Annotated in this window: 20 protein-coding genes and 1 pseudogene; 10 read left to right on the top strand and 11 right to left on the bottom strand. The window is 59.2% G+C overall.

From position 1 onward, the window contains the following. Window positions 1-975 precede the first annotated feature (975 nt). From ASD02_RS39735 to ASD02_RS11805, 3 genes and pseudogenes are all read left to right on the top strand, one after another. Window positions 976-1,170: pseudogene (locus ASD02_RS39735) on the top strand (IS110 family transposase); the annotation flags it as partial. Window positions 1,171-1,376: 206 nt separating this feature from the next. Then, the gene (locus ASD02_RS11810) at window positions 1,377-1,784 is read left to right on the top strand and encodes a cupin domain-containing protein (RefSeq protein ID WP_057209659.1); all 408 of its coding nucleotides are present in this window, start codon (window positions 1,377-1,379) and stop codon (window positions 1,782-1,784) included. 35 nt (window positions 1,785-1,819) lie between these two features. Then, window positions 1,820-2,263, top strand: a complete 444-nt coding sequence (locus ASD02_RS11805; RefSeq protein ID WP_057209658.1) for a carboxymuconolactone decarboxylase family protein — start codon at window positions 1,820-1,822, stop codon at window positions 2,261-2,263. 735 nt (window positions 2,264-2,998) lie between these two features. Here ASD02_RS11805 and ASD02_RS11795 read toward each other — a convergent pair. The 5 genes from ASD02_RS11795 to ASD02_RS11775 all read right to left on the bottom strand — a co-directional run bounded on the left by ASD02_RS11795 (window position 2,999) and on the right by ASD02_RS11775 (window position 7,671). After that, window positions 2,999-3,910 (bottom strand): dioxygenase, encoded by a 912-nt coding sequence (locus ASD02_RS11795; protein WP_082523713.1) that lies wholly within the window; start codon window positions 3,908-3,910, stop codon window positions 2,999-3,001. Window positions 3,911-3,927: 17 nt separating this feature from the next. Next, window positions 3,928-4,989: a maleylacetate reductase gene (locus tag ASD02_RS11790; protein WP_057220881.1), complete on the bottom strand. Its 1,062-nt coding sequence runs from the start codon at window positions 4,987-4,989 to the stop codon at window positions 3,928-3,930. Between the two features lie 71 nt (window positions 4,990-5,060). Further along, window positions 5,061-6,662 carry a 4-hydroxyphenylacetate 3-hydroxylase N-terminal domain-containing protein gene (locus tag ASD02_RS11785; RefSeq protein ID WP_057209654.1) on the bottom strand — a complete coding sequence of 534 codons (1,602 nt, stop codon included), beginning with the start codon at window positions 6,660-6,662 and terminating at the stop codon, window positions 5,061-5,063. Further along, entirely contained in the window at window positions 6,659-7,090 is a 432-nt protein-coding gene (locus ASD02_RS11780; RefSeq protein ID WP_057209652.1) for a nuclear transport factor 2 family protein, read from the bottom strand. The genes ASD02_RS11785 and ASD02_RS11780 overlap by 4 nt, the downstream gene beginning before the upstream one ends. Beyond that, window positions 7,090-7,671, bottom strand: coding sequence for a flavin reductase family protein (locus tag ASD02_RS11775; RefSeq protein WP_057209650.1), 582 nt, complete (start codon window positions 7,669-7,671; stop codon window positions 7,090-7,092). Before ASD02_RS11775 ends, ASD02_RS11780 begins: the two co-directional genes overlap by 1 nt. 214 nt (window positions 7,672-7,885) lie before the next feature. Here ASD02_RS11775 and ASD02_RS11770 point away from each other — a divergent pair, with 214 nt between their 5' ends. Next, complete coding sequence (locus tag ASD02_RS11770) at window positions 7,886-8,824, top strand: LysR family transcriptional regulator (RefSeq protein WP_057213620.1); 939 nt, start codon at window positions 7,886-7,888, stop codon at window positions 8,822-8,824. Window positions 8,825-9,334: 510 nt separating this feature from the next. Here ASD02_RS11770 and ASD02_RS11765 read toward each other — a convergent pair. Then, window positions 9,335-10,486: a hypothetical protein gene (locus tag ASD02_RS11765; RefSeq protein ID WP_244494205.1), complete on the bottom strand. Its 1,152-nt coding sequence runs from the start codon at window positions 10,484-10,486 to the stop codon at window positions 9,335-9,337. A 582-nt stretch (window positions 10,487-11,068) separates the two neighbouring features. Here ASD02_RS11765 and ASD02_RS11760 point away from each other — a divergent pair. Then, entirely contained in the window at window positions 11,069-11,929 is an 861-nt protein-coding gene (locus tag ASD02_RS11760) for a hypothetical protein (protein WP_156407937.1), read from the top strand. 306 nt (window positions 11,930-12,235) lie between these two features. Beyond that, a complete protein-coding gene (locus tag ASD02_RS11755) occupies window positions 12,236-12,574 on the top strand; it encodes an amidohydrolase family protein (protein ID WP_063963345.1) in 339 nt (112 codons plus the stop codon). Here ASD02_RS11755 and ASD02_RS11750 read toward each other — a convergent pair. The 5 genes from ASD02_RS11750 to ASD02_RS11730 are packed head-to-tail and all read right to left on the bottom strand — an operon-like array spanning window position 12,549 to window position 17,541. Next, on the bottom strand, window positions 12,549-13,610 hold the full coding sequence (locus tag ASD02_RS11750; protein WP_057209644.1) for an aldo/keto reductase: 1,062 nt from the start codon (window positions 13,608-13,610) through the stop codon (window positions 12,549-12,551). The two genes, ASD02_RS11755 and ASD02_RS11750, sit on opposite strands and share 26 nt — an antisense overlap. Window positions 13,611-13,624: 14 nt before the next feature. Then, the gene (locus ASD02_RS11745) at window positions 13,625-14,569 is read right to left on the bottom strand and encodes an oligopeptide/dipeptide ABC transporter ATP-binding protein (protein WP_057209642.1); all 945 of its coding nucleotides are present in this window, start codon (window positions 14,567-14,569) and stop codon (window positions 13,625-13,627) included. Then, window positions 14,547-15,545, bottom strand: a complete 999-nt coding sequence (locus ASD02_RS11740) for an ABC transporter ATP-binding protein (protein ID WP_057213614.1) — start codon at window positions 15,543-15,545, stop codon at window positions 14,547-14,549. Before ASD02_RS11740 ends, ASD02_RS11745 begins: the two co-directional genes overlap by 23 nt. A gap of 2 nt (window positions 15,546-15,547) precedes the next feature. Next, window positions 15,548-16,555, bottom strand: coding sequence for an ABC transporter permease (locus tag ASD02_RS11735; protein WP_057209639.1), 1,008 nt, complete (start codon window positions 16,553-16,555; stop codon window positions 15,548-15,550). Then, a complete protein-coding gene (locus ASD02_RS11730; protein WP_057209638.1) occupies window positions 16,555-17,541 on the bottom strand; it encodes an ABC transporter permease in 987 nt (328 codons plus the stop codon). Before ASD02_RS11730 ends, ASD02_RS11735 begins: the two co-directional genes overlap by 1 nt. Before the next feature lie 293 nt (window positions 17,542-17,834). Here ASD02_RS11730 and ASD02_RS11725 point away from each other — a divergent pair, with 293 nt between their 5' ends. From ASD02_RS11725 to ASD02_RS11710, 4 genes are read left to right on the top strand one after another with little or no spacing between them, the layout of a single operon-like run. After that, a complete protein-coding gene (locus tag ASD02_RS11725) occupies window positions 17,835-18,875 on the top strand; it encodes an ABC transporter substrate-binding protein (RefSeq protein ID WP_057209637.1) in 1,041 nt (346 codons plus the stop codon). Window positions 18,876-18,887: 12 nt separating this feature from the next. Beyond that, window positions 18,888-20,120 (top strand): acyl-CoA dehydrogenase family protein, encoded by a 1,233-nt coding sequence (locus ASD02_RS11720; protein WP_057213608.1) that lies wholly within the window; start codon window positions 18,888-18,890, stop codon window positions 20,118-20,120. 10 nt (window positions 20,121-20,130) lie between these two features. Continuing rightward, window positions 20,131-21,165, top strand: coding sequence for an ABC transporter substrate-binding protein (locus tag ASD02_RS11715; RefSeq protein WP_057209634.1), 1,035 nt, complete (start codon window positions 20,131-20,133; stop codon window positions 21,163-21,165). Further along, window positions 21,162-22,052 carry an NmrA family NAD(P)-binding protein gene (locus ASD02_RS11710; protein ID WP_057213605.1) on the top strand — a complete coding sequence of 297 codons (891 nt, stop codon included), beginning with the start codon at window positions 21,162-21,164 and terminating at the stop codon, window positions 22,050-22,052. The genes ASD02_RS11715 and ASD02_RS11710 overlap by 4 nt, the downstream gene beginning before the upstream one ends. Window positions 22,053-22,055: the final 3 nt, after the last annotated feature.

The raw sequence follows: 22,055 nt of genomic DNA, 5'->3' as shown, positions 1-22,055 counted from the left end.
CTTGGTTGATCATCGCCGGCACGGCGCTTTTCCTTGTTGCCTCCTGCGTTATTCCAGCCAACACGAGTATATGAAAGTGCTGCTTTCCGTGTTGCGCGGTTGGCTTTCGTGCAGCGCAAATATTTTGCCGCATCTGCAATTTACCGGTGTTGACGTGCAATCTTGCCCAAGCGGCCATGCACGAAATCTCCGAATTACCACGGACTCCCCGGACGGCCAGTGCACCGCGTCAGCGACTGGCGTTCGCGTCGGTATTGCACGGATCGAACAACCGTGCTGCTAGGGCAAGCTAGCAGAAGGTCTAGGGCTACCTATCGCCACGTCGTGAGCAAACGCCGGTTCGAATAATAGCTATGACACCCCGTGTTGCATCATTCTTCCACCAGCGCCGAAGCGCGGATAGCGCGGTTGCAATCGAGACCACGGACTTCTGCAACTCAGATAACACACTGAAGGGATCCAGCTGTGAAGGTCATGGGCAGAACGGGACGAACAGGTTCAAAAGTGAACACTGTCGCGCAGCAGAACAATCGCAGCGGCACTGCGACGCCTGGTGCGAGAAGCGATGCTGTCTCAGACGGTGGGCCCTCGGCATCCGATTCCGGCCGGGGATGCCGCGGCGATAGTTGCGCGGGCTGCTCTTCTTGCTCCGCCATCGACGCATTGGAAATCACCGGTCTTAAGTATTTCCACACCGACAGCGCGCTCGCCGATCCCGAAGCGCTCTATTTGGGTGTTCGACTCCGTGACTTGGCACTGCTGCCCGGCGGAAAAGCAATCCACGGGATGCCCGACGGGTGGTTGGCCGACCTTGCGTCACTCTGCAGGAAATAGCCCATGAAACCGCTCGTCGGAACGAGGGCACTGTTCAGCGACTTTGCGACATTTCCAGTTCTTTGGTTCCGCCGTCGCCGGAACCGCTAAGGAGGTGGCATGAAAAAGGCCGCGCCCGCTGAGAGAACGGATCACTGAGAGATGCCGATGATGAACGAGGGACAGTCACGCTTCCAGCCTTTCGGCTTATCTTATTGGGGTTTTCGAGATCTCAACAAGGGAGTTGGAAGCATGACTGCCTCTTATGATTACCATATCGGGGTGGACTACCACAAATCCTACAGCCATCTGGTGGTGCAGGATTCGGCGGGTAAGACGCTACGCTCTGGCCGGGTGCCGGGAGCCAAACGCCACTCTGTGACCGAAGCCACAGGCATCAGGTCACGCACTGGAAACTGGTTCGACAACCGAGGAATCACCCATCCAGCGGAAGGAAGAGATTTAGCCGATCGGCGCAAATGCCGGTCAAAACACAACCGAACCCAAGGAAAGCCGCCAAATGGAGGTGTTTTGCCCCTTGAGTTCTTTCATTGGAGACCATGATGAAGTCTATTCTTCGAACCATGCTTGTTCCTGCCGTTGTTGCTCTAGGAGCCGTACAAGTCGCGATCGCGGCAGACGACGGCGCGAGGGTCACGCCGTTGATGTCCAAGGACTTGCAGGATTATCCCGGAAAGGAGGGATTGATGCTGTCGGTCGAATATCAGCCAGGTGGCTCATCGCCCATCCACCGACACGACGCTCACGCCTTCGTCTACGTACTGGAGGGCTCGATCGTGATGCAGGTGAAGGGTGGCAAAGAGGTTACCGTCGCTCCAGGGGAGACCTACTACGAAAGCCCTTCCGACATTCACCTGATTAGTAGGAACGCGAGCACGACCAGTCCGGCGAGGTTCGTTGTGGTGCTGCTGAAAAAGAAGGACGCGCCGGCGGTTATGCCCGTCCAATGAACAGTCCAACCTGAAAAACGAAAGGAAAGCAAACCATGCAATCTCGTCAAAGCGACTACTTCAAACTAGCTGAACCGGGCATCAAACACCTCTTCGCGCTTGAGGGTGCTTTCAAGAATGGTCCGCTGGAGCCGAAGTTGCTGCACCTTGTTAAATTGCGCGCGTCGCAGATCAATTCCTGCGTGTTCTGTATCCATCTGCACACTACAGAAGCTCTCAAGGACGGCGAAGAGCCGATGCGCCTATATCTGTTGACGGGGTGGCGTGAGGCAACGATTTACACCCGACGCGAGCGCGCTGCTCTTGCCTGGACAGAGGCGCTGACCAACGTGGCGCAGACCGGGGCACCCGACGAGGATTGGGCGCTGATCGAGGAGGCTTTTACCGCAGAAGAGCGATCCTGGCTGTCCCTTGCGATCGGAGCGATCAATCTTTGGAACCGGATTCAGGTAGGATTCAGGGCTACTCATCCTGCCTGATTGACCGCGCTGCGCCATCTTGACTACGTCTGTGTGGCGCAGCGGTTCCCGTGCCGGCATGTAGACTTGACGGGATCGGGCAGAAGACAGCGCCGGACCCACGAGCTCTCGAACCGGGCCGCGAAGCTGACAGTCGAAAATTCGTAAGTTCTTTTTTCACGCTATTGCGTTACTAGTTGAAAGCAAGACACCGCATCCGGACGACAATGCCCAATTCTTGGGAGCGGATTAATCGCCCGGACGCCTACTATTGGAGCCCGGGCCGCCTCTGGCCAAGACACACCGCCCAGCAGGTTCTTTCGGCGAATTCGCCGTGTAGGTAATTTCGAAGACGCCACGGAGTCGGAAACGCGTTGCAGACGACCCGCCTTGGCTCCATTGAGAACTTCGGCGACACGATTTTACGCTTCCGCCCTTCCCAAACCCGAGCCGCTTCGTACAACGTGAGAACCTCAATTTTTACGTATCGTCCGCTAGGCGGAGCTGCCGATAAGCAGAGGTCCCGCGCAAATCGCGGTAACCTGGCGATGGTGGTGAGACCCCACCCATGAGTGACGCCGCTCGATCCCGGAAAATTGATCCTGCGTCGGAAACAGTCGGCGCTGTCCACCGAATTGATCCGTGGACAGCGATGTGTGCGCGTTCAGGATGGCAAGCGCCACTTCGACGGGGCGACTGGCTTCATCGAAGTCGTTGGCACCCGTTACCATGGGGAAAGCGGTGATTTGCGGGGCGCTATTTTGCGCTAGGTGTAAGCACGAAGTCCCAGTTGACGAAGTGGAACGGCTTAAACTGTCCAAGATTTTTCAACCCAAGCTTTTCGGCCTCATTAGGCGTGTCAACTTCTTTGAAGTGAGCGATAAGGGACTCCCTGACGCCGAAGACCGTATCCTCATTCAGATAGCGACAATCATTTGGAAAGATGTGCGTTATAACAGGCTCGTAGCCCGGCGCGCTGACGATGAAGTGGATGTGGGCGGCACGATTCGGGTGTCGATTTAGCTGCCCTAGAAGTTGTCCGACCGGGCCATCATCTGGAATCGGGTAGTAACGGGGTTTGGTTGAGCGATACCAGTACGTCCCGTCCTCCTCGGCGGTGAAGACACCCCGCAGGTTCCAATCAGGTTGGATGTCTTTTTGTTGAACGTCATAGAATCCGTCATTGTTTGTCTGCCAGACATCCACCAGGGCCCCAGGTATCGGATTGCCCTCCAGATCTGTCACCCTGCCCTTCACAACCAGCGGCTCGCCCTTGCCGTCGAGACAGATATTTGTCCCGTTTTGATAACGCGGGGCCTCCGGGACATAAAATGGGCCAAGCACCGTATTTTCCGTTGCGCCAGCGGGACGACGGCTATTGATGACCTCGACTAGCATCGACAGTCCGAGGACGTCGGAAAGCAATATGAATTCCTGTCGCCAATCCGTGCATTTGTGGCCAACCGCCGTTAGAAAACTGATCGCCTGCTGCCACTCTTCGTGCGTCGGTTCAATCTCCTTCGTCAGCATGTGGAGATGCTTCACCACCGCTGACATGACCAGCTTCATCCGCGGACTTATTTTGGAACCCATACGGGCGTTTACCGTCCCAACCGAGTTTTCTTCAGTCAGGAAAGCAGTTTCCTTGGTGGTCGTCCTCGTATTCATTCTTGCTCCTCCAACTTTCAACTGCGTTCGGGACGCGATCCCTCATGGGCGCGCATAAGTAGTTCGATCAGGGGTTTCCGCTCCAAAGGTCTGGGGTTTTTGTACGGTTGCGCCAGAACAGCAGTGATTGCGGGCTCGATGCCGTCCAGCGGCATCCCCAGTTCTCCTAAACCTGCTTTGATCCGGAGCTTTTGGTTTAACTCATACAAAGACTGCACCGGATCACGATTGAAGGTTCCGCGTAGCTTGCTGACGGCGTCAGGAATGGCTGGGGTATTGTACGCCACCACATGAGGGAGAAGCGCCGCGTGCATTTGGGCGTGCGGTAAATCGAACATGCCGCCCAGGGTATGGCAGAGCTTGTGGTGAAGAGCCATTGAAACTGATCCGAGGCAAATTCCGCTTAGCCACGCTCCGTAAAGAACCCTCTCTCTTGCCGTCGCGTCGTCTTGACCGTCCGAGAGATGCGGCAAGGCTCCATACAAGGCGCCGATTGCCTCGACGGCGATCAGGTTCACGACCGGATTTTGGTTTTCGGCATAGAGAGCCTCGATGGCGTGCGCCATCGCATTTATGCCGCTTGCCGCGGCGACGTCTCTCGGCAGCGTCCTGGTCAGGTCGCTGTCGTAGATAACGGTTTCAGGCTGAATCCTGGAATCGGTGCGGGTGACCTTCTGACCGTTTTCCGTTTCACCCAGGATTGGCGTCATTTCTGACCCGGCGTATGTCGTGGGAACAACGACTTGGGGAAGGTCCGTTCGCCAGGCGATCGCCTTGCCCAGCCCCGTGGTGGAGCCCCCGCCGATGGCCACAATCCCGTCGGCACGCAGATCATCTACCAGCCGAAGCGCATCTTCGGTGACCGACACTGGCGTGTGCATCGTAGAGTTGGGGAACACGCCAACGGCGACTGAACCGACCGATCGGGCGCACTCTCTTACGTAATCTTCCTGTCCAGGGGTCGCAAGAAAGAGCGCGCGCTTCATGCCCAGCCGCTCCAATTCACGACCAAGCTCCCTCACCGTTCCAGATCCGAAAAGAACGCGGGCTGAACCAGCGGTGTAAATGAACGAATACATTGAATGCTCCTGCAGCCCCCAAGAAGGCAAAGAGGTCGTGCCGGCGCGAAAGCGGCGCCGGCACAGGTTCATCAGGCAGCGTTGACGGTAGCCCGGTCCCCGGAAGAGCCAATGTAGCCCTCGTGAACGTCCTGAGCGCGAGCGTATTCCGGCTGGAAGCGAACGTTGGCATAATGGGCGTTCTTCTCAGCTTCCTGCGCGCGCTTTCCGAGCTCGGCGGTATCGCCGAAACCAAGCACTTCGCGTGCGAGCGCAGTGAGAGGGCCGTCTACATGGTACTCGGTACGCTGGAGCGTAAGAAGGTTTATGAGATAGAGCGGCGTTCCATTGAACTTTTCGAACATCTCGTGGCGCGTGCCCCATTCCGTCAGGAACCGCTCGCTGATCTGGCGGAAGATCTTGATACGGTCATGTGCGCTGATCTCAGCCCCACGGAGTGCCTCGGCAAGTTTCGGACCGAGGTAAGGATCATCGAGCTCCCGCTTCGTCGGTTGAAGCACGATCCCGCGGCCGCAGAACTCGATCAGCATGTTCACCATCTTCGGCTGATGTTCCAGATAGTGAGCTCGACCAAAGTCGATGTAGATGTTGTTAGGCTTGAAGAGACCTCCCGGAGTAGCGAAGCCGGTCTCTTCGGCAGCCAGCATGAAGGCCGTGCAGGTTTCACGGAACCTGATCATTTCAGCAAGCTGAGACTGAACCACCGGATTGTTGCTTGTTCCGAGGGATTGAGTAAGCAGAAGCGCGAGGCCAACCATTAGTTCGGCATGAACACAATGGCGGATCTGGGTTTCCAGATGCACCCAGTCGAACTGGCGCTGTGGATACCATTTGGCATGCTCGGGGCTGCCGATATGCTGCACCTGAGACCAGGGGATCAGAACGTCTTCGAAGTAAACCATGGCGTCGAGTTCGTCGCCGATGGTAGCCAGGGGTCGATCGTAGGGGTCTGCGTCGGGCTGAACACGGGACTCGCGGGCGACTACCGAGATACCCTTGGTAGCAATCGGAACCAGTGCGTAGACCGTCTGCTCAGATGTCTGGCCCGGCCGCCAGAGATTGCCGATGAGGATGTGGTTGACGAAAGGAACAGATGTGCCGATAGCCTTCCAACCTCTTACGAGAATGCCGTCGTCGCGCTCTTCCACGATGCTCAGCATCGGGGTCTCGCTCAGTGCTTCAACCCGACCGCGGTCGAATTGAACGTCAACGAACATCGGAGAGATGGCCAAATCCTTGCTGGTAACCTCGTCCCATTGACGCTGGATGTTGCCGGACAGATCGCGATGACCGTTTTTGAAGCGGGAATTGTCGGCCCATGGCTGCTGGTCGTCGACCTGTGTGAACATCACGCAGTTCATACCCATCGGAGGGCGGGTGAAGATGCCGCCTTTGAAGTAACGGAAGATGAAATCGGCGTATTTGCGTCGGCGGACTGCGTCTTCCTTCGTCCGGGGAAGGAACCAATGCATGGACTGGCGGTTGCCCTTCTCGTCGATGAACGTCGCGATGTCCTGATTGGCGGGATCGAGATGCAAGTCGTAATAGTCCGCTATCGCCTGCGCATAGCCTCGCGTCTTAGGATGAGTGGTGACATCGTCGATAAGTTCCCCACCGACATAAACACGGCGTTCGTCGCGTAGCGATTCAAGATATTCTTTACCCGTTCTCATGATCTTTCCTCTGGAGTGTTGCAGTCGAGCTGTTTCTGGAACGTCGTTGCGTCCCAGTAGTCTTCACTGCGCGCGATCTTTCCGTTCTCGAGAGTGAGAACCATCAACCCGCGCAGAGAAATTTTTTGGCCACGAGGGACAATCGGTCCCAGCGAGGAGCACAAGGTCCCCGTCAATGTGTACTGGATCGCGGCTCTGCCCTCGTTGCCTGCGATTATGGAGCCGAGCTTCCATTGGGCGTCGGGAAACCAGCCAATGAATTTTTGCAGGCCATCGGCGATGGCCTGCGCGCCTTCTTTGGAGCGACCATGAGCGATGTCCTGGTGGATTGCATCCACTGTGTAGAGTGCAGCGACATCGCCCGTGCGATGACTGTTGTAGGCGGCGCAGAACGCCCTGACGACAGCAGTTATTGCAGCGGCTTCCATCACGACATAGCCCTCTGCATTGAAACCCCCTGCATGTACTGTCCTTCTCCGTAAAGGAGCGGCTTCTTGGCAGAAGGCGCGAGGACCGCCCGGACCTGCGCCAGCATTACGAGATGGCTGTTCACGACAAATGTCGTGTTTGCTCTACAATCAAAAGTTATGAGCGAGTTCCTAAGGACGGGCATCTGAATCCTGTCGGGAACCGCTGCCGAGGGGAAAACGAAATCCTCAATGAATTTGTCCTCTCGGGGCCTTGAGCAAAATTGCGAGACTGCCACTTGCTCCTCACTGAGGATGTTCACGGCAAAATGGGGATCACGGGTGATGTCGCTGGCAGTCACCGTGTCTCGATTTACACAAGCAATCAGGATGGGGGGGTCCATGCATACCGGGCTAAAGGCGCTTACGGTCATGCCCCATGGACGGCTCTCATGGAGAGTCGTTATGATGGTGACGCCGCCGACGAATTTGCGCATCGCCGACCGAAATGCCAGCGCTTCCGGCCCAGCATTGAGCTCCCACGGCGGGAAAGCATCGTGAACATCTTCAAATGAAGAATTGACATTGTCTTGATTGCGCATAACTCCTCCTTTGCGCAAACGTTACTTTGTTTGCACTCGCTAATGAACAAGATGGACACTCATGATCGCTAGATATACTAACAATCGACTGCGGATTTGCTTTCGTTCCCAAAGATTTTTTATTGACTTGGATGTTACGCTGCTGTCGTAATGTGTCCAATCGATTATTCGGAAGGAATCTATCGAGCTAACGGATACATAGGGAGGAGCAATTATGAACCTTCGGGGAGTGGATCTTAACCTGCTAGTGGTCCTCGAGGCCTTGCTTCGTGAGAAGAGCGTAAGCCGTGCAGGTGAGCTTGTTGGACTAAGCCAATCGGCGACGAGCGCTGCTCTCAGTCGATTAAGAGACCTGTTTCATGATCCATTGCTGGTTCGCGTGGGCCGCCAATTGGCGCTGACTCAGAACGCGGAAAACTTGGTGGAACCGCTAAGGGATGCTCTGAGCAAAGTTCAGCAAACCCTTATGCAACAAGGTGGTTTCGATCCGCTGCTCGATGCTCGCACTTTCACCATAAGCGCCTCAGATTACGCCGTTCTCGTCTTGCTGGGGCCACTGATCAAACGCTTGGAGACTGAAGCGCCGCAGATAACCCTCCATCTTGTTCCGCGTTCGCGAGACACCGAAAAGATGCTCCATGACGACCTCGTGGACGTTGTGATCGAACCGAGCGAATTGCTTCCCGATAGCGACTTCCCGTCCGAGCCTCTTCTGAGTGACAGATGGCTGTGTGCTGCCGATTGCAGGAACAAGGCAGTTGGGGGCGCGGGCAAGGTTTCGATGGATGCATTCCTTCGCTCGTCGCACCTTGCGTACGGCATCGGCCCCGACCGGCGACCAAACCTGGCCGACCAGCATTTGGCGCGAGAGGGCATCAGCCGCCGAATTGCGGCAACGGTCGAAAGTTTCGTACTGGTCCCGTTCCTTCTGCGCGACTCCAATTTGATAAGTCTAGTATTGGAAAGGGTAATCCGCGAGCTTGCAGCGCCGGGCATAATAGGCGCGGAACCGCCGATGTTGTTACCAGACATTCATGAACGCATGTTTTGGCACCCAAGGCACACGAGTAATCTCGCACACTGCTGGTTGCGTGATTGCTTGCGAAAAACAGCAGCCGAAATCCAAGGCGGCTCTGCGCCCCCAATGCGTTGAATAGGCCGGCCTGCGCGGAGAATTGATCTCGATCGTAAGCCGCTATCGCGGCCAATGGGGGCGACTTTTTTTCTCACGAAATCTGCCGCATGGCTCTAGGGCGACGGCGACAACTGCCAGCCAATCTTCTTCGAGACCTTCCTGACCGACCGCGGCATCGAGTTCGACACCAAAATGTCGAGCAGGCAAGCCGGCGCTAGGCAACAAGGCAAGAGAAATCGCCTTCGCCCGGAACGATGGCCGACTTAGGCAAATATCCACACGCTGTTGCAGATCTGTTTATTCATATGTCATCGCCAGTTTCAAGGAAATCGAGCCTCCTGAAATCAGGGTCGTGGCCAGCCACCATGATGATCAACCGCTTCCTGTCATTGCGTTCACGCGCCGCGCCGGAACACCGATCACTCGAGAATGGTCCCGAACTCTCGCTGCTTCCGGCGACAACGGTCTCGTGCTGCTCAATACCGAGGCTCCATGCGGCAAGCTAACACACCTCGGCTGTAAACTGCTTTATGGATGCGCATGCGGCTCCAACTTGTGGTCATCTGGCCCGCCCGGACCATGAGGATGCTCGACACTGTAGCTATGAGTTGTCTTCGCTCCGTCACCAACAGAGCCATCACGGTTCGCGCCATAGAATACGAAGTGCAAACCCCAGTATGCGGTACAGAAGACGACCAACGCGACTGAGAGCCCGACAGGAATATTGACCACCCGGCGTTTGAAGGCAGTCATCAGGTCGACGCCCCTGCGGTGGTCAGCGGCGACAGCGATCAAAATGGCCATGATTAAGCCGTGGCCGATCAGGTCAACACGACCGAATGGCCAGACCGCGGCCGTGAAGATGACGAGCAGCACGATCGCGGAGAGCCTGCGGATCAACGGGGTCCAAAGCAAACCGAAGCCAAGTGTGAACTCGGTGACGCCGGCCATCGGAATGAAGACGTCTCTCGGCATGCCAAATGTGAGAAACGGCTTCTCCACGACCAGGGGATAAAACCAACTTGGAAAAGCAAATTTTTCGAGACTTGACCACATCAGAGCGATCGCAAGGCCCCAGCGTAACGCTTCAAAACGGCGCGACCTTAGTTCTTCATTCTTGAGAGGCTCAAGTATGAGATATCCGGCAACACCGAGACCCAACGCCAGGTAGTCGAACAGGTGGAAGAGATCATAGTCCCGCAACGCCAGTACCCAGAGGGCGACAATTCCAATTCCGGCGATGGGCATGGTGCGTCTGGAGAAAATGCAACAGGCAATCACGAACTGAAGCCAGGAGACCCACTCAGCAGGGGTCTTGAGATCTGGTGTCAGATACACGCCGCCGACGGCAAAAATGGCAATGAAGAACGCGGCGATGATCGACCTGATGTAGTCGTCCTGGCGCATCCACAGGGGATCGGTCATCCAGTTCAAAGCGTTGATGGCTGTTTCGCCCACAGATGTGCGCTCTAAGATGCGGGTTAGAATGAAGAATACCAGGACCAGGGCAATTCCTGCCCAGAACCACGTATCCTGCAAGGTATCGCCGACCAGCTCAGGCGGTGCCCCAACGATGTAGGGGGCAAACCACTTCACGTGAGCGAATGCCGGTATTGGCGCGAGGGTGATAATTGCCCAAGCAAAGAAAACCCGTATCGGCGGTTGGATCTGCTTCCACATGGAAGTCACTTTCTTTGAGAGGATGTTTTCACTGAAAGGACGCGACAATGAGTTCGTGCGCCGGCCCGAAAAATTCGCAATGGAGGCGCAGCCATTGAAGTCGTAACAGCGACCTTTGCCTGGTGGCTACCTAGCCCCGCTCCAGCTCTTCGCATGGAAGCCACGGCGGACATACCGATCAAGATCACTCCGCGTCTTCGCGCACGAAGATCGGAAGCCTTTCGCAGAAGTGGCCCCAAAATTATCGGGTTCTGAACGGCAAGAGCGTGAGGTTGATCTGCAATTCATTCTGAGAAGCGCGGCAACCCAGTTGTACAATCAGTCGCCTCTCCTCCGCCTCACCTACTCCGGCACGCTCGCAGTATTCAGAAACGCGCACTAGAGGGCGCGCTTCCTGTGAACAGCGGGAGGATATGTCATTCGATTGCACTCAGGATACCTCGTCTTCGTTCCCGCCGACCGTCGGACATGGTGCCGGCATGGACGCAATGATAGGTACCCTGCGGCGAAACCGAAGCTATACGAAGGTTTGGCACGGATCGGGAACCGCACCCCAGCTGTATGTCAGCCTGGAGAAGCAAGTTGCTTAGTGCGCCGCGACCACGCCTTTTCTACAAGCAGATGTGTTCCGAACAAAGGCCGCGTCTGCAAGAGGAATTGCCAGAATCAAACATGCGTATAGCTAAAACAAGCGGCAGAGAAGGCTATCATGCCCGTAACCAACATCTTGGCATAACACGCGCGGCGACGGTCTCTTGCTGTCGGACGCAAAAACGGGTCGGGCAGATCGGCATGACAATAACTCATTACACCCAGTACGTCAGGGATCTGAAGACGACCATCGATCAGGTTCGTGAAAAGCCGTCATTGTTCGAGCGTGCAACCATAAAGCTAGCCATTTGTCGGAACGGCTATGCCTATAGGAGCACGGAGCGGCTTCAAGAGCGATCCCTGGTAAGCGAGTACAAAATTGGCCCGGTCCATAGTCAGGCGCTCAAGCACGACGACGGCACACTCAGCCGTGAGGAAATAGAACACTTCTTCAAGCTGCCGGAAGTCTACGCGTACTCCGACCTGGCGCTGACCTTCGACCGCAGTCCGCTGATGAACGCACATTGGGACGCGACTATCGGACTGGTGGATGCCCGCGTGACATCGATCAGTGGTTCAGCTATGCGGCAGAGGATGCTGTTCATCGGCTTCACCGACCCAGTGCATGCTGAATTCGCCTTGCAAGTCGATGACGCCTTGCTTGTTCACAATCACCGTACGGGTTCGCAGTTCTTTGAATGGATCGACGAAAACTGCGAGTCGCCGAAGGATGAGATGGTGAGTTCCGGCAAGCCTGCGACAACCGCGAAGTCCGAACAACGCTGGTCGCCTTTGCGGATCAGATGGTGGAGCGCTGGTTTTGCGAGCAGACAACAACGCGGTCGCCTATAGGGTGGGTCGCACAATCACGGCCGTCGCTGTACATGTGCAGCGCTGTATCCAGCCCGCCGCTCATCGTCGAAACGAGAACCTGTCGTCCGAATGTACCATCTCGATAATTGGGGTTGCCATTTTTGGTTTGGTTTTGGGCGGTTCGACTGTCGTCCGTAGAGATGCCGATCCACCGAAGAAGTTGTTGGCTCAAGTAAGAGGGCCTACCATCAGCTGTGGCGCACCAGATGAAAGCTACGACCGCGCTTTCGCGGAGAGCCGCCCGAGCGCGCGGCCGGCAAACGCCCCTACATTTATTTCGACACGATGGGGCACGATCCCGAGATCATCCGCAGCCTGACCGGCTTCTTCGGCGCAGAGCGGGTGCTGGCCGGAACGGACTGGCCGATCCTTGCCGCACTCGACGGCAAGAGCCTGACCGAGAGCCTCGCGGAAGCCGGACTAAACGACATGGATTTCCGACGTGTTGCCGGCGGCAATGCCAGGCGCCTCCTCGGCTTGCGAGAGACAAAGGGCTGCCGCCGCCGAATAGACACCCGACAAAACGAAGCCCGGATTTTCGGTCCGGGGCTTCCTTTTTTGAGCGGAGCTTGCCCGGCAGACAGCCGGGCAAGCCGCCTCAGGCGACGCGCTGCGCCCGTGTGAGCGGAATGATCTCTGCCTCCGCCGCGCCAAAGCGCGGCAGCCGGCCTTCGAGCGGATGGCCAGGGTCGGTGAAACCGGGGGTCGATGGGTGGCCAGCAGCGACCAGCCGGTCGACCAGGGCTTCGTCATCGGCATCGATCTTCACGTCTAGCGCACGGACATAGCCGTCCCATTGCTCTTCGGTCCGCGGTCCGCCGATGGTCGAGGTGACGAGACGGTTGTTCAGGACCCAGGCGAGCGCAAAATCCGCGGCGGGAATGCCTTTCGCCTGAGCGTGTGCAGCGATTTGCTTGGCAATCGCGATGGATTCGTCGCGGAATTCGACGTCATGCATGCGCTTGTCGCCGCGGCCCGCCCGCGTATCAGCGCCAGGTGCCTCGCCCACATTGTATTTGCCGGTCAAAACGCCGCGCGCCAGCGGGCTGTAGGTGACGACGCCGAGCCCATAGGCGGCTGCCGCCGGCAATTGTTCGGCCTCCGCCGTGCGGTTGACGATGTTGTAGAGCGGCTGGCTTGCGACCGGTCTGTCGATGCCGAGTTCATCGGCGAGCTGCGCGATCTCGGCAATGCGCCAGCCGCGGAAGTTCGAGACGCCGAAATACCGCAACTTGCCGGCCTTGATCAGATCGGCGATAGCCCTGACCGGCTCCTCCAGCGGCGCGTCGAACACGGCGCGATGGAAATAGAGGATGTCGATGTAATCGGTGCCGAGATTGCGCAGTGAGTTCTCGACCGTCTGGTAAACCCATTTGCGCGAGTAGCCGCCGAGGTTGGGTCCCTTCTTGTGCGAATTGACGAACTTGGTCGCCAGCACCCAGTGATCCCTGTCGGCCTTGATGCCACGCCCGACCACCTCTTCCGACTTGCCGTCGTGATAGACGTCGGCCGTATCGATGAAGTTGATGCCCTGTTCGCGTGCCTTGTCGATGATGCGGAAGGCGACATCATCAGGCGTCTGGTTACCGAACATCATGGACCCGAGTGTCAGCGGTGATACCTTGAGGGCACTGCGCCCGAGATAACGATACTCAACCATTTAAAATCTCCATTTCAGTTGATGCTGTCCGCAAAATGGCAGGCCACCTTGTGGCGTGGTGCTATGAAGCGGAATTCGGGTTCGGCGGTGCGGCACAGATCCGCCGCCAATGGGCATCGGGTGTGGAACCGACAGCCGGAAGGAATGTTGCTGGGGCTCGGCAGATCACCGCCAAGCGGGGCGGCGTGGCGCGGGCGCGATGGATCGGGCACCGCCTCCATCAAAGCACGCGTATAGGGATGGCGCGGATCGGACCACAGCGTCTCGTTGTCTGCGCTTTCGACGATCCTGCCGAGATACATGACCATCACCCGGTCGCAGAAGTAGCGCACCACTGAAAGGTCGTGGCTGATGAAGATGTAGGAAAGGCCGAATTCCTTCTTCATCTCGACCAGAAGATTGAGGATCTGTGCCTGGATCGAGAGGTCGAGGGCCGAGACAGGTTCGTCACAGACGATCAGCTCCGGATTGAGCAACAGCGCGCGGGCGATGCCGATCCTTTGTCGCTGGCCGCCGGAAAACTCGTGCGGATATCGGTTGATGGCATCGGCCGGCAACCCGACTTTCGATACGATGCCGGCGACGATCCGCCGTCGCTCCATGCTCCCGCCTGCCTTGTGCACCACCAGCGGCGCTTCGAGAATTTCACCGATCGTGTGGCGCGGATTGAGCGACGCGAACGGATCCTGGAAAATCATCTGGATCGACTTGCGCACGCTCCTCAATCGCCGCTGGTCGATGAGCGTGATGTCCTCGCCTTTGAATTCGATCCGCCCCTCGGTCGGATCAACCAGCCGAAGAAGAGTTTTGCCGAGGGTCGACTTGCCGCAGCCGCTTTCACCCACCAGCCCCACCGTCTCCCCGCGCTCGACGCGAAGATCGACGCCATCGACAGAGCGCAGAAGCCCATCACGGCTCTGGTAGTGGGTCTTGAGGTCAGTGGCTGAGAGCAAGGGCATCGGGCACGGCCTTGATGGACGAGGTGAAGGGGCAGGCAACGAGGCGATCGGGTGCCGGGGCGGTCAAGGGCGGGATATGGTGGCCGCAGCTCGCCCGCGCCTGGGCGCAGCGCGGCCTGAAGGGACAGCCCGCCTCGCCCACCGCCGAGACGATCGATCCTGGAATTTCGGTCAAAGCGCCGTTGCGATAGTGGAAATCGTTCTTCAACCGCGGCGAAGCGGCAAGCAGCCCGCGCGTGTAGGGGTGCAGCGGATCCTTGAAGAGGTCTGCCGGCAGTGCCTGCTCCACCTTACGGCCTGCATACATCACCACTACCCTGTCGGCCCATTGCGCAACCACACCCAGATCATGAGTGATGAGCACAACGGCCATCTGTAGCTCGCGCCTGAGCGTGTCGAGCAGATCGAGCACTTGCGCCTGGATCGTGACGTCAAGGGCGGTGGTCGGCTCGTCGGCGATCAGTAGCTTCGGCCGACAGGCGACCGCCATCGCGATCATCACCCTCTGGCGCATGCCGCCGGACAGCTGGTGCGGATAGTCGTCGACCCGTTTGTCGGCTCCCGGAATACGGACCAGCTGCAGGAGTTCGATAGCGCGCGCCCGCGCCGCTTTTCCCGAAAGCCTTTCGTGAACCTTCAGCACTTCGCCGATCTGACCGCCAATCGTCATCACCGGATTGAGGCTGGTCATCGGTTCCTGAAAGATCATGGCGATCTCGCGCCCGCGCAGGCGCCGCATCTCGCGCGCATCGAGTGCCAGCAGGTCGCGGTCGCCGAACGTGATACGGCCGCTCGTCACCCTTGCCGCGCGCGGCAGCAGCTGCATCAAAGCCAGCGCGGTCAGGGATTTTCCGGATCCGGATTCCCCGACGATCGCAAGCGTCTCGCCCTGAGCAACCTCGAAGGAGAGGTTGCGAACCGGTTCTGCACGTGGGAAGCCGATGGTGAGGTTTTCGACCCGAAGCAAGGGAGCCATCGTCAACGATCCTGCGAAAAGCGGGGATTGAGGGCGTCGTTCAATCCGTCACCGATGAGGTTGAGCGCCAGCACCGTGAAGACAATCGCAAGCCCAGGCAGTGCCGTCAGATACCAGGCGGTTCTGACCAGCTCTCGGCCGGTCCCGATCATCGAGCCCCAACTGACCACATTCGGATCGCCGAGCCCCATGAAGGACAATGCCGATTCCATCAGGATGGCGGTCGCGACCATGACCGACGACGTGACGATGATCGGCGGCAAGGCGTTCGGCAGGATCTCGCGGAAAATGATGCGGGCATGGCCGAAGCCAAGGCTGCGGGCAGCCATGACGAAGTCCTTCTCGCGGATTGCGCGGAACTCGGCGCGGGTCAACCGTGCCACGGTCGGCCAGGAGATGACGGCGATCGCAAGCGTCACGGTGGTCGCCGAGGGCTGGGCGATCGCCACCAGGACGACAAGAAGGACAAAGCTCGGCAGCGTCTGGAAGATCTCAACGAGCCTGACGAGAATATCGTCGACCCAGCCGCCGAAATAGCCGGCAACTGCGCCAACCAGAACGCCGAACGTCAGCCCGAGTGCGGTCGCCGTCAGCCCGACAAACAGCGAGATGCGCGAGCCGTGCAGGATGCCTGATAGCACGTCGCGTCCCAGCGAATCCGTTCCGAGAGGAAAGGCCGGATCCTGTCCCGGCCACAGGAACGGCCGCCCCACCATCGAAAGCGGGTCGTCGGGGAAAAACACGGGCGCCAGAAGCGCGACGGCGATGACGAGGCCGAGAAAGCCAGTACCGAACAGCGCGTTCGGATTGGCGAAGAAGACCCTCATGGCGCGTCGCCCATTGGTAATTGCGATCGTCGCACTTTGCTGGGAGCGCGCGTCCGGCGCCTTCACGTTGGACCAGGCCGGGCCCTCCGTCGGCGCAACCCCGGCAGGCTGCTCATTTTCTGTCGCAGGCGCATAGGTGGCGCCTGGAATATTGCGGAGTGCTCCGACACCGGTCGAGGACATCAGCGTGCTCCAATTCGAGGATCGAGCCAGGCGTGAACGAGGTCCACGGCAGCGTTTGCGATGATGACGAGAAGCGAGGACAACAGGAGGATGCCGAGCAGCACCGTGAAATCACGGCCCATGACCGCTTCGAAGGCGAGCCTGCCGAGCCCCGGCCAGCTGTAAACCGTCTCGACCACGACGGCACCGCCAAGCATGCCGCCGATGTGCATGCCGGCCATGGTGGTGATCGGGATCAGGGCATTGCGCAGCACATGCCTGGCAGTAACGCCGAACGGCGTCAGTCCCTTGGCATAGGCGGTGCGGACGAAATCCTGGTTTTTGACTTCGAGCATGGAGGCCCGCGTCAGCCTGGCATAGATCGCCACGTAGAAAAGCGCGAGCGACGTCGCCGGCAGCACCATATAGCGCGCCGTGTCGAGCAGTGCCGGCCAGCCTGTGAGCCGCGAGCCGATGGTGCCTGAGCCGCCGCTTGGCAGCCAGCCGAGTTTGACCGAGAAGAAGACGATCAGCATCAGGCCGATCCAGAAGCTCGGGATCGAGTAGAACAGCAATGAGAAGACCGAGAGCAGCCGATCGGGAAGACGTCCGGCAAATGTCGCCATCAAGGATCCTAGAACGACGCCGAGGAAGATCGCGATGACGAGCGCCACCGCCATCAGAGTCAAGGTGCCCGGTAGGCGCTGGGCGATCAGGTCGGCGACTGGCATGCCGTAGCGCGGCGAAAATCCCAGACTGAAATGCGCGAGATTGTTGAGGTATGTCGCCAGTTGCTCCAGCACCGGGCTGTCCAGCCCGAAGCGGGCCCTGAGTGCTGCCACGCTTTCCTCGGTTGCCGAACCCGCCTCGCCGGCAAGCACGTCGGCAGCATCTCCCGGCGCCAGCTGCAGCAGGAAGAAGTTGAGGATGATGATCCCGAGCAGCGTCGGAATTGCCTGGACCAGCGTGCGTCGCAGCGTTCTGACAATTCTGACCAAAGCCGGCATGCCTGTCGTCTCTCACTTGAAAATTCGCACAAGGCGAAACGTGTCGTCGGCCCCGGATTTCCCACGCCGATGATTTTATTGTTGACTAACTCTATAGGCTTTGTCAAACGTGTTTTGGTAAATTCGACCCGACAACGGCGATCTGCGAGAACCAGTTTTCCATACAGCTCTCAAAAGACACTGATTTCGGTGGATTATTCTCAAAATGCGAACCGCTCGGCAACAGCTCACTACAAAGCGCGCCCTGAGCGGAAAAGGCTTCCTGATATCATCTTGAGGACGGCAGAGGATCCATGACGCGCAAGAACACTATCTCACAAATCTGGTATACCCGCTGCCCGGTCCCGACCCCGGTCGGCCTTGCGACCCAGCTGGGTCTGCTCGACGAAGCCTTTGCCAGCGAGGGCATCACCCTCAACTCCATCATCGACAGCAAGGACCGGACGATCCGGTCCAGCCACTTCAACCATCATCTGGATTACTCGTTTCGCCACGGCGGCAACGTCCCGCCAATCCGCGCCCGTTCGGAAGGAAATCCGACGCGGCTCGTCGGCATTACCTGGACCGATGAGTTCCAGGCCATCATCACCTTGCCGGCAACGGGCATCAAGACGACGCGGGAACTTGTCGGCCGTCGCTTCGGCATTGCCCGGCGCCCTCCCGGCATCGTCGACTTCATGGCGGCTACCGCTCTGAAGGGCCTTGTCTCTGCTTTGTCGCTCGAAGAGCTGACGCATACGGATGTCGAAATCGTCGACATCCCGCTTGAAGATACCGTGCTCGACAATCGAGACGGACCTCAGCTCTACGGCCTGCGCAACCGGCAGGCCTATGGCCCTGAAATCGCAGCGCTCCTTCGCGGCGATGTCGATGCAATCTATGTCAAGGGCACGCCCGGCATCAGCGTCGCCAACCTTTTTGCCACCCATACCGTGACCGAGTTCGGTTTCCACCCCGACCCCAAAATCCGCATCAATTCAGGCTCACCACGCATCCTGACGGTCGACGAGCGGCTGGCAGAGGACCGGCCCGATCTGGTGACAAAGCTGATCGAGACCCTCAAGCGCGCAAGCGCCTGGGCCGAAGCGCATCCGGATGACGTGCGCCGCTTCGTTGCCCGCGAAGTCGGCGCATCCGAAGAGGTCGTCGCCGCCGCCAACGGCCCGGACCTGCATCGCCATCTTGGGATCGGTCTCGAGCCTGAGCTGGTGGACGCGATCGGTCACTACAAGGACTTCCTGCACGAGTGGGGCTTCCTTGCCCAGAACTTCGACATCGAAGCCTGGGTTGATCGTCGTCCCTGGGCCGATCTCGAAACACGCGCCGTTGCCTGACCGGAGAAGCCGATGACCGCCGCAACTGAAATCGAGTTGGCGATTGAAAGGGCCGAGGACTTGGGAAAGCGCTTTGCGCTGACCGCCCGGCATTATGACGAAACCGGCGAATTTCCCTTCGCCAATTTCGATGCGCTTCACGAAGCCGGGCTGCTCGGCCTCGTGACCGCGACGGAGCAAGGCGGTCTGGGCGGCGGATTGACCGAAGCGCTCTCGGTCGTCTCGGCGATTGCCCGCGGCGAGCCGTCCACAGCGCTCGTTCTCTCGATGCATTACAACCAGCATTATTCGCTGCGCACCTCGGGCAAATGGCCGGAGCATCTTGTCGAACGGGTGATCAAGGCCAACCGCGAGGGCGTGGCGCTGATCAATGCTGCGCAGGTCGAACCGCGTGTCGGATCTCCGTCACACGGCTCTTTACCGGAGACCATCGCGCGCCGGGTCGGCGATCACTGGCGGATTACTGGCCACAAGACCTATGCGACTGGCATTCCGCTGTTGCGTTGGATCGCCGTGCTCGCCGTCACCGACGAGCCGGTGCCGCGCCTCGGGTCGTTTCTCGTGCCGACGTCCGCCGACGGCATTCGCGTCGAAAAGACCTGGAACGCCACCGGCATGCGCGCCACCAACAGCGACGATCTGATCCTCGACGACGTCGCCGTTCCGGTGGAGGATGTGCTTGATATAGCGCCCGCGAGCGAAGGCCTGAAACGCGACGAACGCATGGGCGCCTGGTACTTCAGCCTTGTGCCAGCGATCTACGACGGTGCTGCGCGCGGCGCCCGCGACTGGCTGATCGAGTTCACCACCACGCGGGCACCCACAAGCCTCGGCGCACCGCTCTCCACCGTGCCGCGCATCCAGGACGGGCTCGGCCAGATCGAGGTCCTGCTGACGGTCAATCGCCGGCTGCTCCGGTCTATTGCCGAGGATTTCGACGCCGGTCGGCCATTCGGCCCGGATGCGGCGGCGGTCAAGCACACCGTCATCGAGAATGCGATCGCCGCAACCACGCTTGCACTGGAACTCGGCGGCAATCCCGGCATCAGCCGCGACAACCCGCTGGAGCGTCACCACCGCGATGCGCTGTCCGGCAAGGCCCATGCGCCGCAGAACAACCTGATCCGCACGATGCTCGCCAAGGCGGCACTCAGCCGGCACGCCGCTGCCCCGGCGCTGCCGCTGGAGCCGGTGCCGGTTCGCACCCATCAACAACCCCGCCTTGCCGTTGTCGGCCGCAGCTAGGAGCCTCGCGATGTCATCACTCAATTCCGTCTGGTACACCCGTTGCCCGGCCCCCACGCCCCTGTCGATCGCCCACCAACTCGGCTGGGTCGATCGGCAGTTCGAAGCCACCGGTGTCGCGGTTCGATCGATCCGCGACAGCAAGGATCAGACCGTCCGCGAGAGCCATTTCACCCATACGCTGGACCACTCGTTCCGCCAGGGTGGCAACATCCCGCCCCTTTGGGCACGATCGGGCGGACGGCAGACCCGAGTGGTCGGCATTACGACCACGGACGAATTCCAGGCGATCATCGCGCTTCCCGGCTCAGGCATCGCCAAAGGCTCGGATCTGAAGGGCCGGCGCATCGGGGTGCCGCGCAAACCGAATGAAGCCATCGTCGACTTCCAGCGCGCCACCGCGTTGAAAGGCATCGTGTCCGCATTGGAGCTTGAGGGGCTCACCCATCGCGATGTCGAACTGGTCTATCTCGACAGCAGCGAGGCAAACCTGATCGAAAGGGGCAATGCCGCGTTTCTCGGGTTGAAGCGCCGCTATCCCTACGGCGACGAGCTTCTGGCGCTGGCGGGCGGCAAGATCGATGCCTTCTTCGTCAAGGGTGCCGAAGGTTTGGTGCTAGCCAATCAGATCGGCGCCGTCGTCGTCTCGGAATTCGGCTTCCACTCTGATGCAAAGATCCGCATCAACAACGGTACGCCGAGGCCCTTGACCGTCGACCTCAAATTTCTCGACGAGCATTTCGACCTTGTCACGGGCCTTGTCGCAACGGTCGCACGTGTTGCCGAATGGGCGGAGGCGAACCCGAATGAAGCGGTGCGCTTCATCGCCAATGAAATCGGCGTGGGCGAAGACGCGATCCGGGCTGCGAATGGTCCGGATGTCCACAGCCATCTCAAGCTGACACTCGACGATGAGCAGTTGGCTGCCTTCGACCACTTCAAACGCTTCCTGCTCGAATGGGGCTTCCTTCCGGCCGACTTCGACGTGTTTGGCTGGATCGATCACCGGCCGCTGGAGGCCGCATCACGGCGGGCGGCCGCATGAGCAAAGCAGCAGTTCCTGTCACCGGTGCGACAACCATCATCGCCGGCGCCACCGGCAAGCTCGGCCAGCTCATCGTTCGGAGGCTGGCCGCTCTGAAACAACCGGTTCGCATCCTTACGCGCCGGCCCGATGCCGCACGCCGCCTGTTTGGCGAAAGCGTACAGATTGCCGTCGGCGACTTCGGCGATCGTACTTCGCTCGATACCGCGGTACGCGGCGCCGGACGGCTCCTGCTCCTGTCGCCCATCAGCGCCAGGCTCGTCACCGATCAGATCAGCGCAGCCGATGCCGCCTTAGCGGCCGGCGTCCGGCGCATCGTCAAGATCTCAGGTTCCGACTGGACCATCGACCCGCCCGGTCATTCCATCTCCGGCGATGCCCACGCCGCTGTCGAGCGGCACCTCAACAGTCTTGCACTGGATACCGTTTCGCTTCGACCGAATGCTTGGATGCAGGTCTCGCTCGCCAACGCCGTCCGCCAGGCAATCGCTACCGATACGGTGGCAGCGGCCAATCCCGACGCCGGTGTCGGCTACATCGATGCACGAGATATCGCCGATGTCGCCGTCGATCAGCTTCTCGCCGACACCGTCACTGGGCGAACACTCAATCTCACCGGTCCTGACATCGTCAGCGCGCGCCAGCTCGCCGATCTGCTCTCGACGACTTTGAAGCGGCGGTTTGCCGTCGTCGAGAAGCCCCCTTTGGCGGCATCAGGCGATGCCGACTTCGAACACCGTGCCATAGCGCAATTCGCGAAGTTGATCGCTGCCGGTCGTGCGGCCACGACGACCGATGTCGTGAAATCGCTGCTGGGCCGACCACCGCGCAGTGTCGCAGCCTTCATCTCCGAACATGCAGCCGCAGAGGCAGCGCTCAGCGAGTAACAG

The organism is Ensifer sp. Root1252, assembly GCF_001425885.1.
In the GTDB taxonomy this organism is placed as follows: domain Bacteria; phylum Pseudomonadota; class Alphaproteobacteria; order Rhizobiales; family Rhizobiaceae; genus Ensifer; species Ensifer canadensis.
This window is presented reverse-complemented; position numbering and strand designations above follow the sequence as displayed.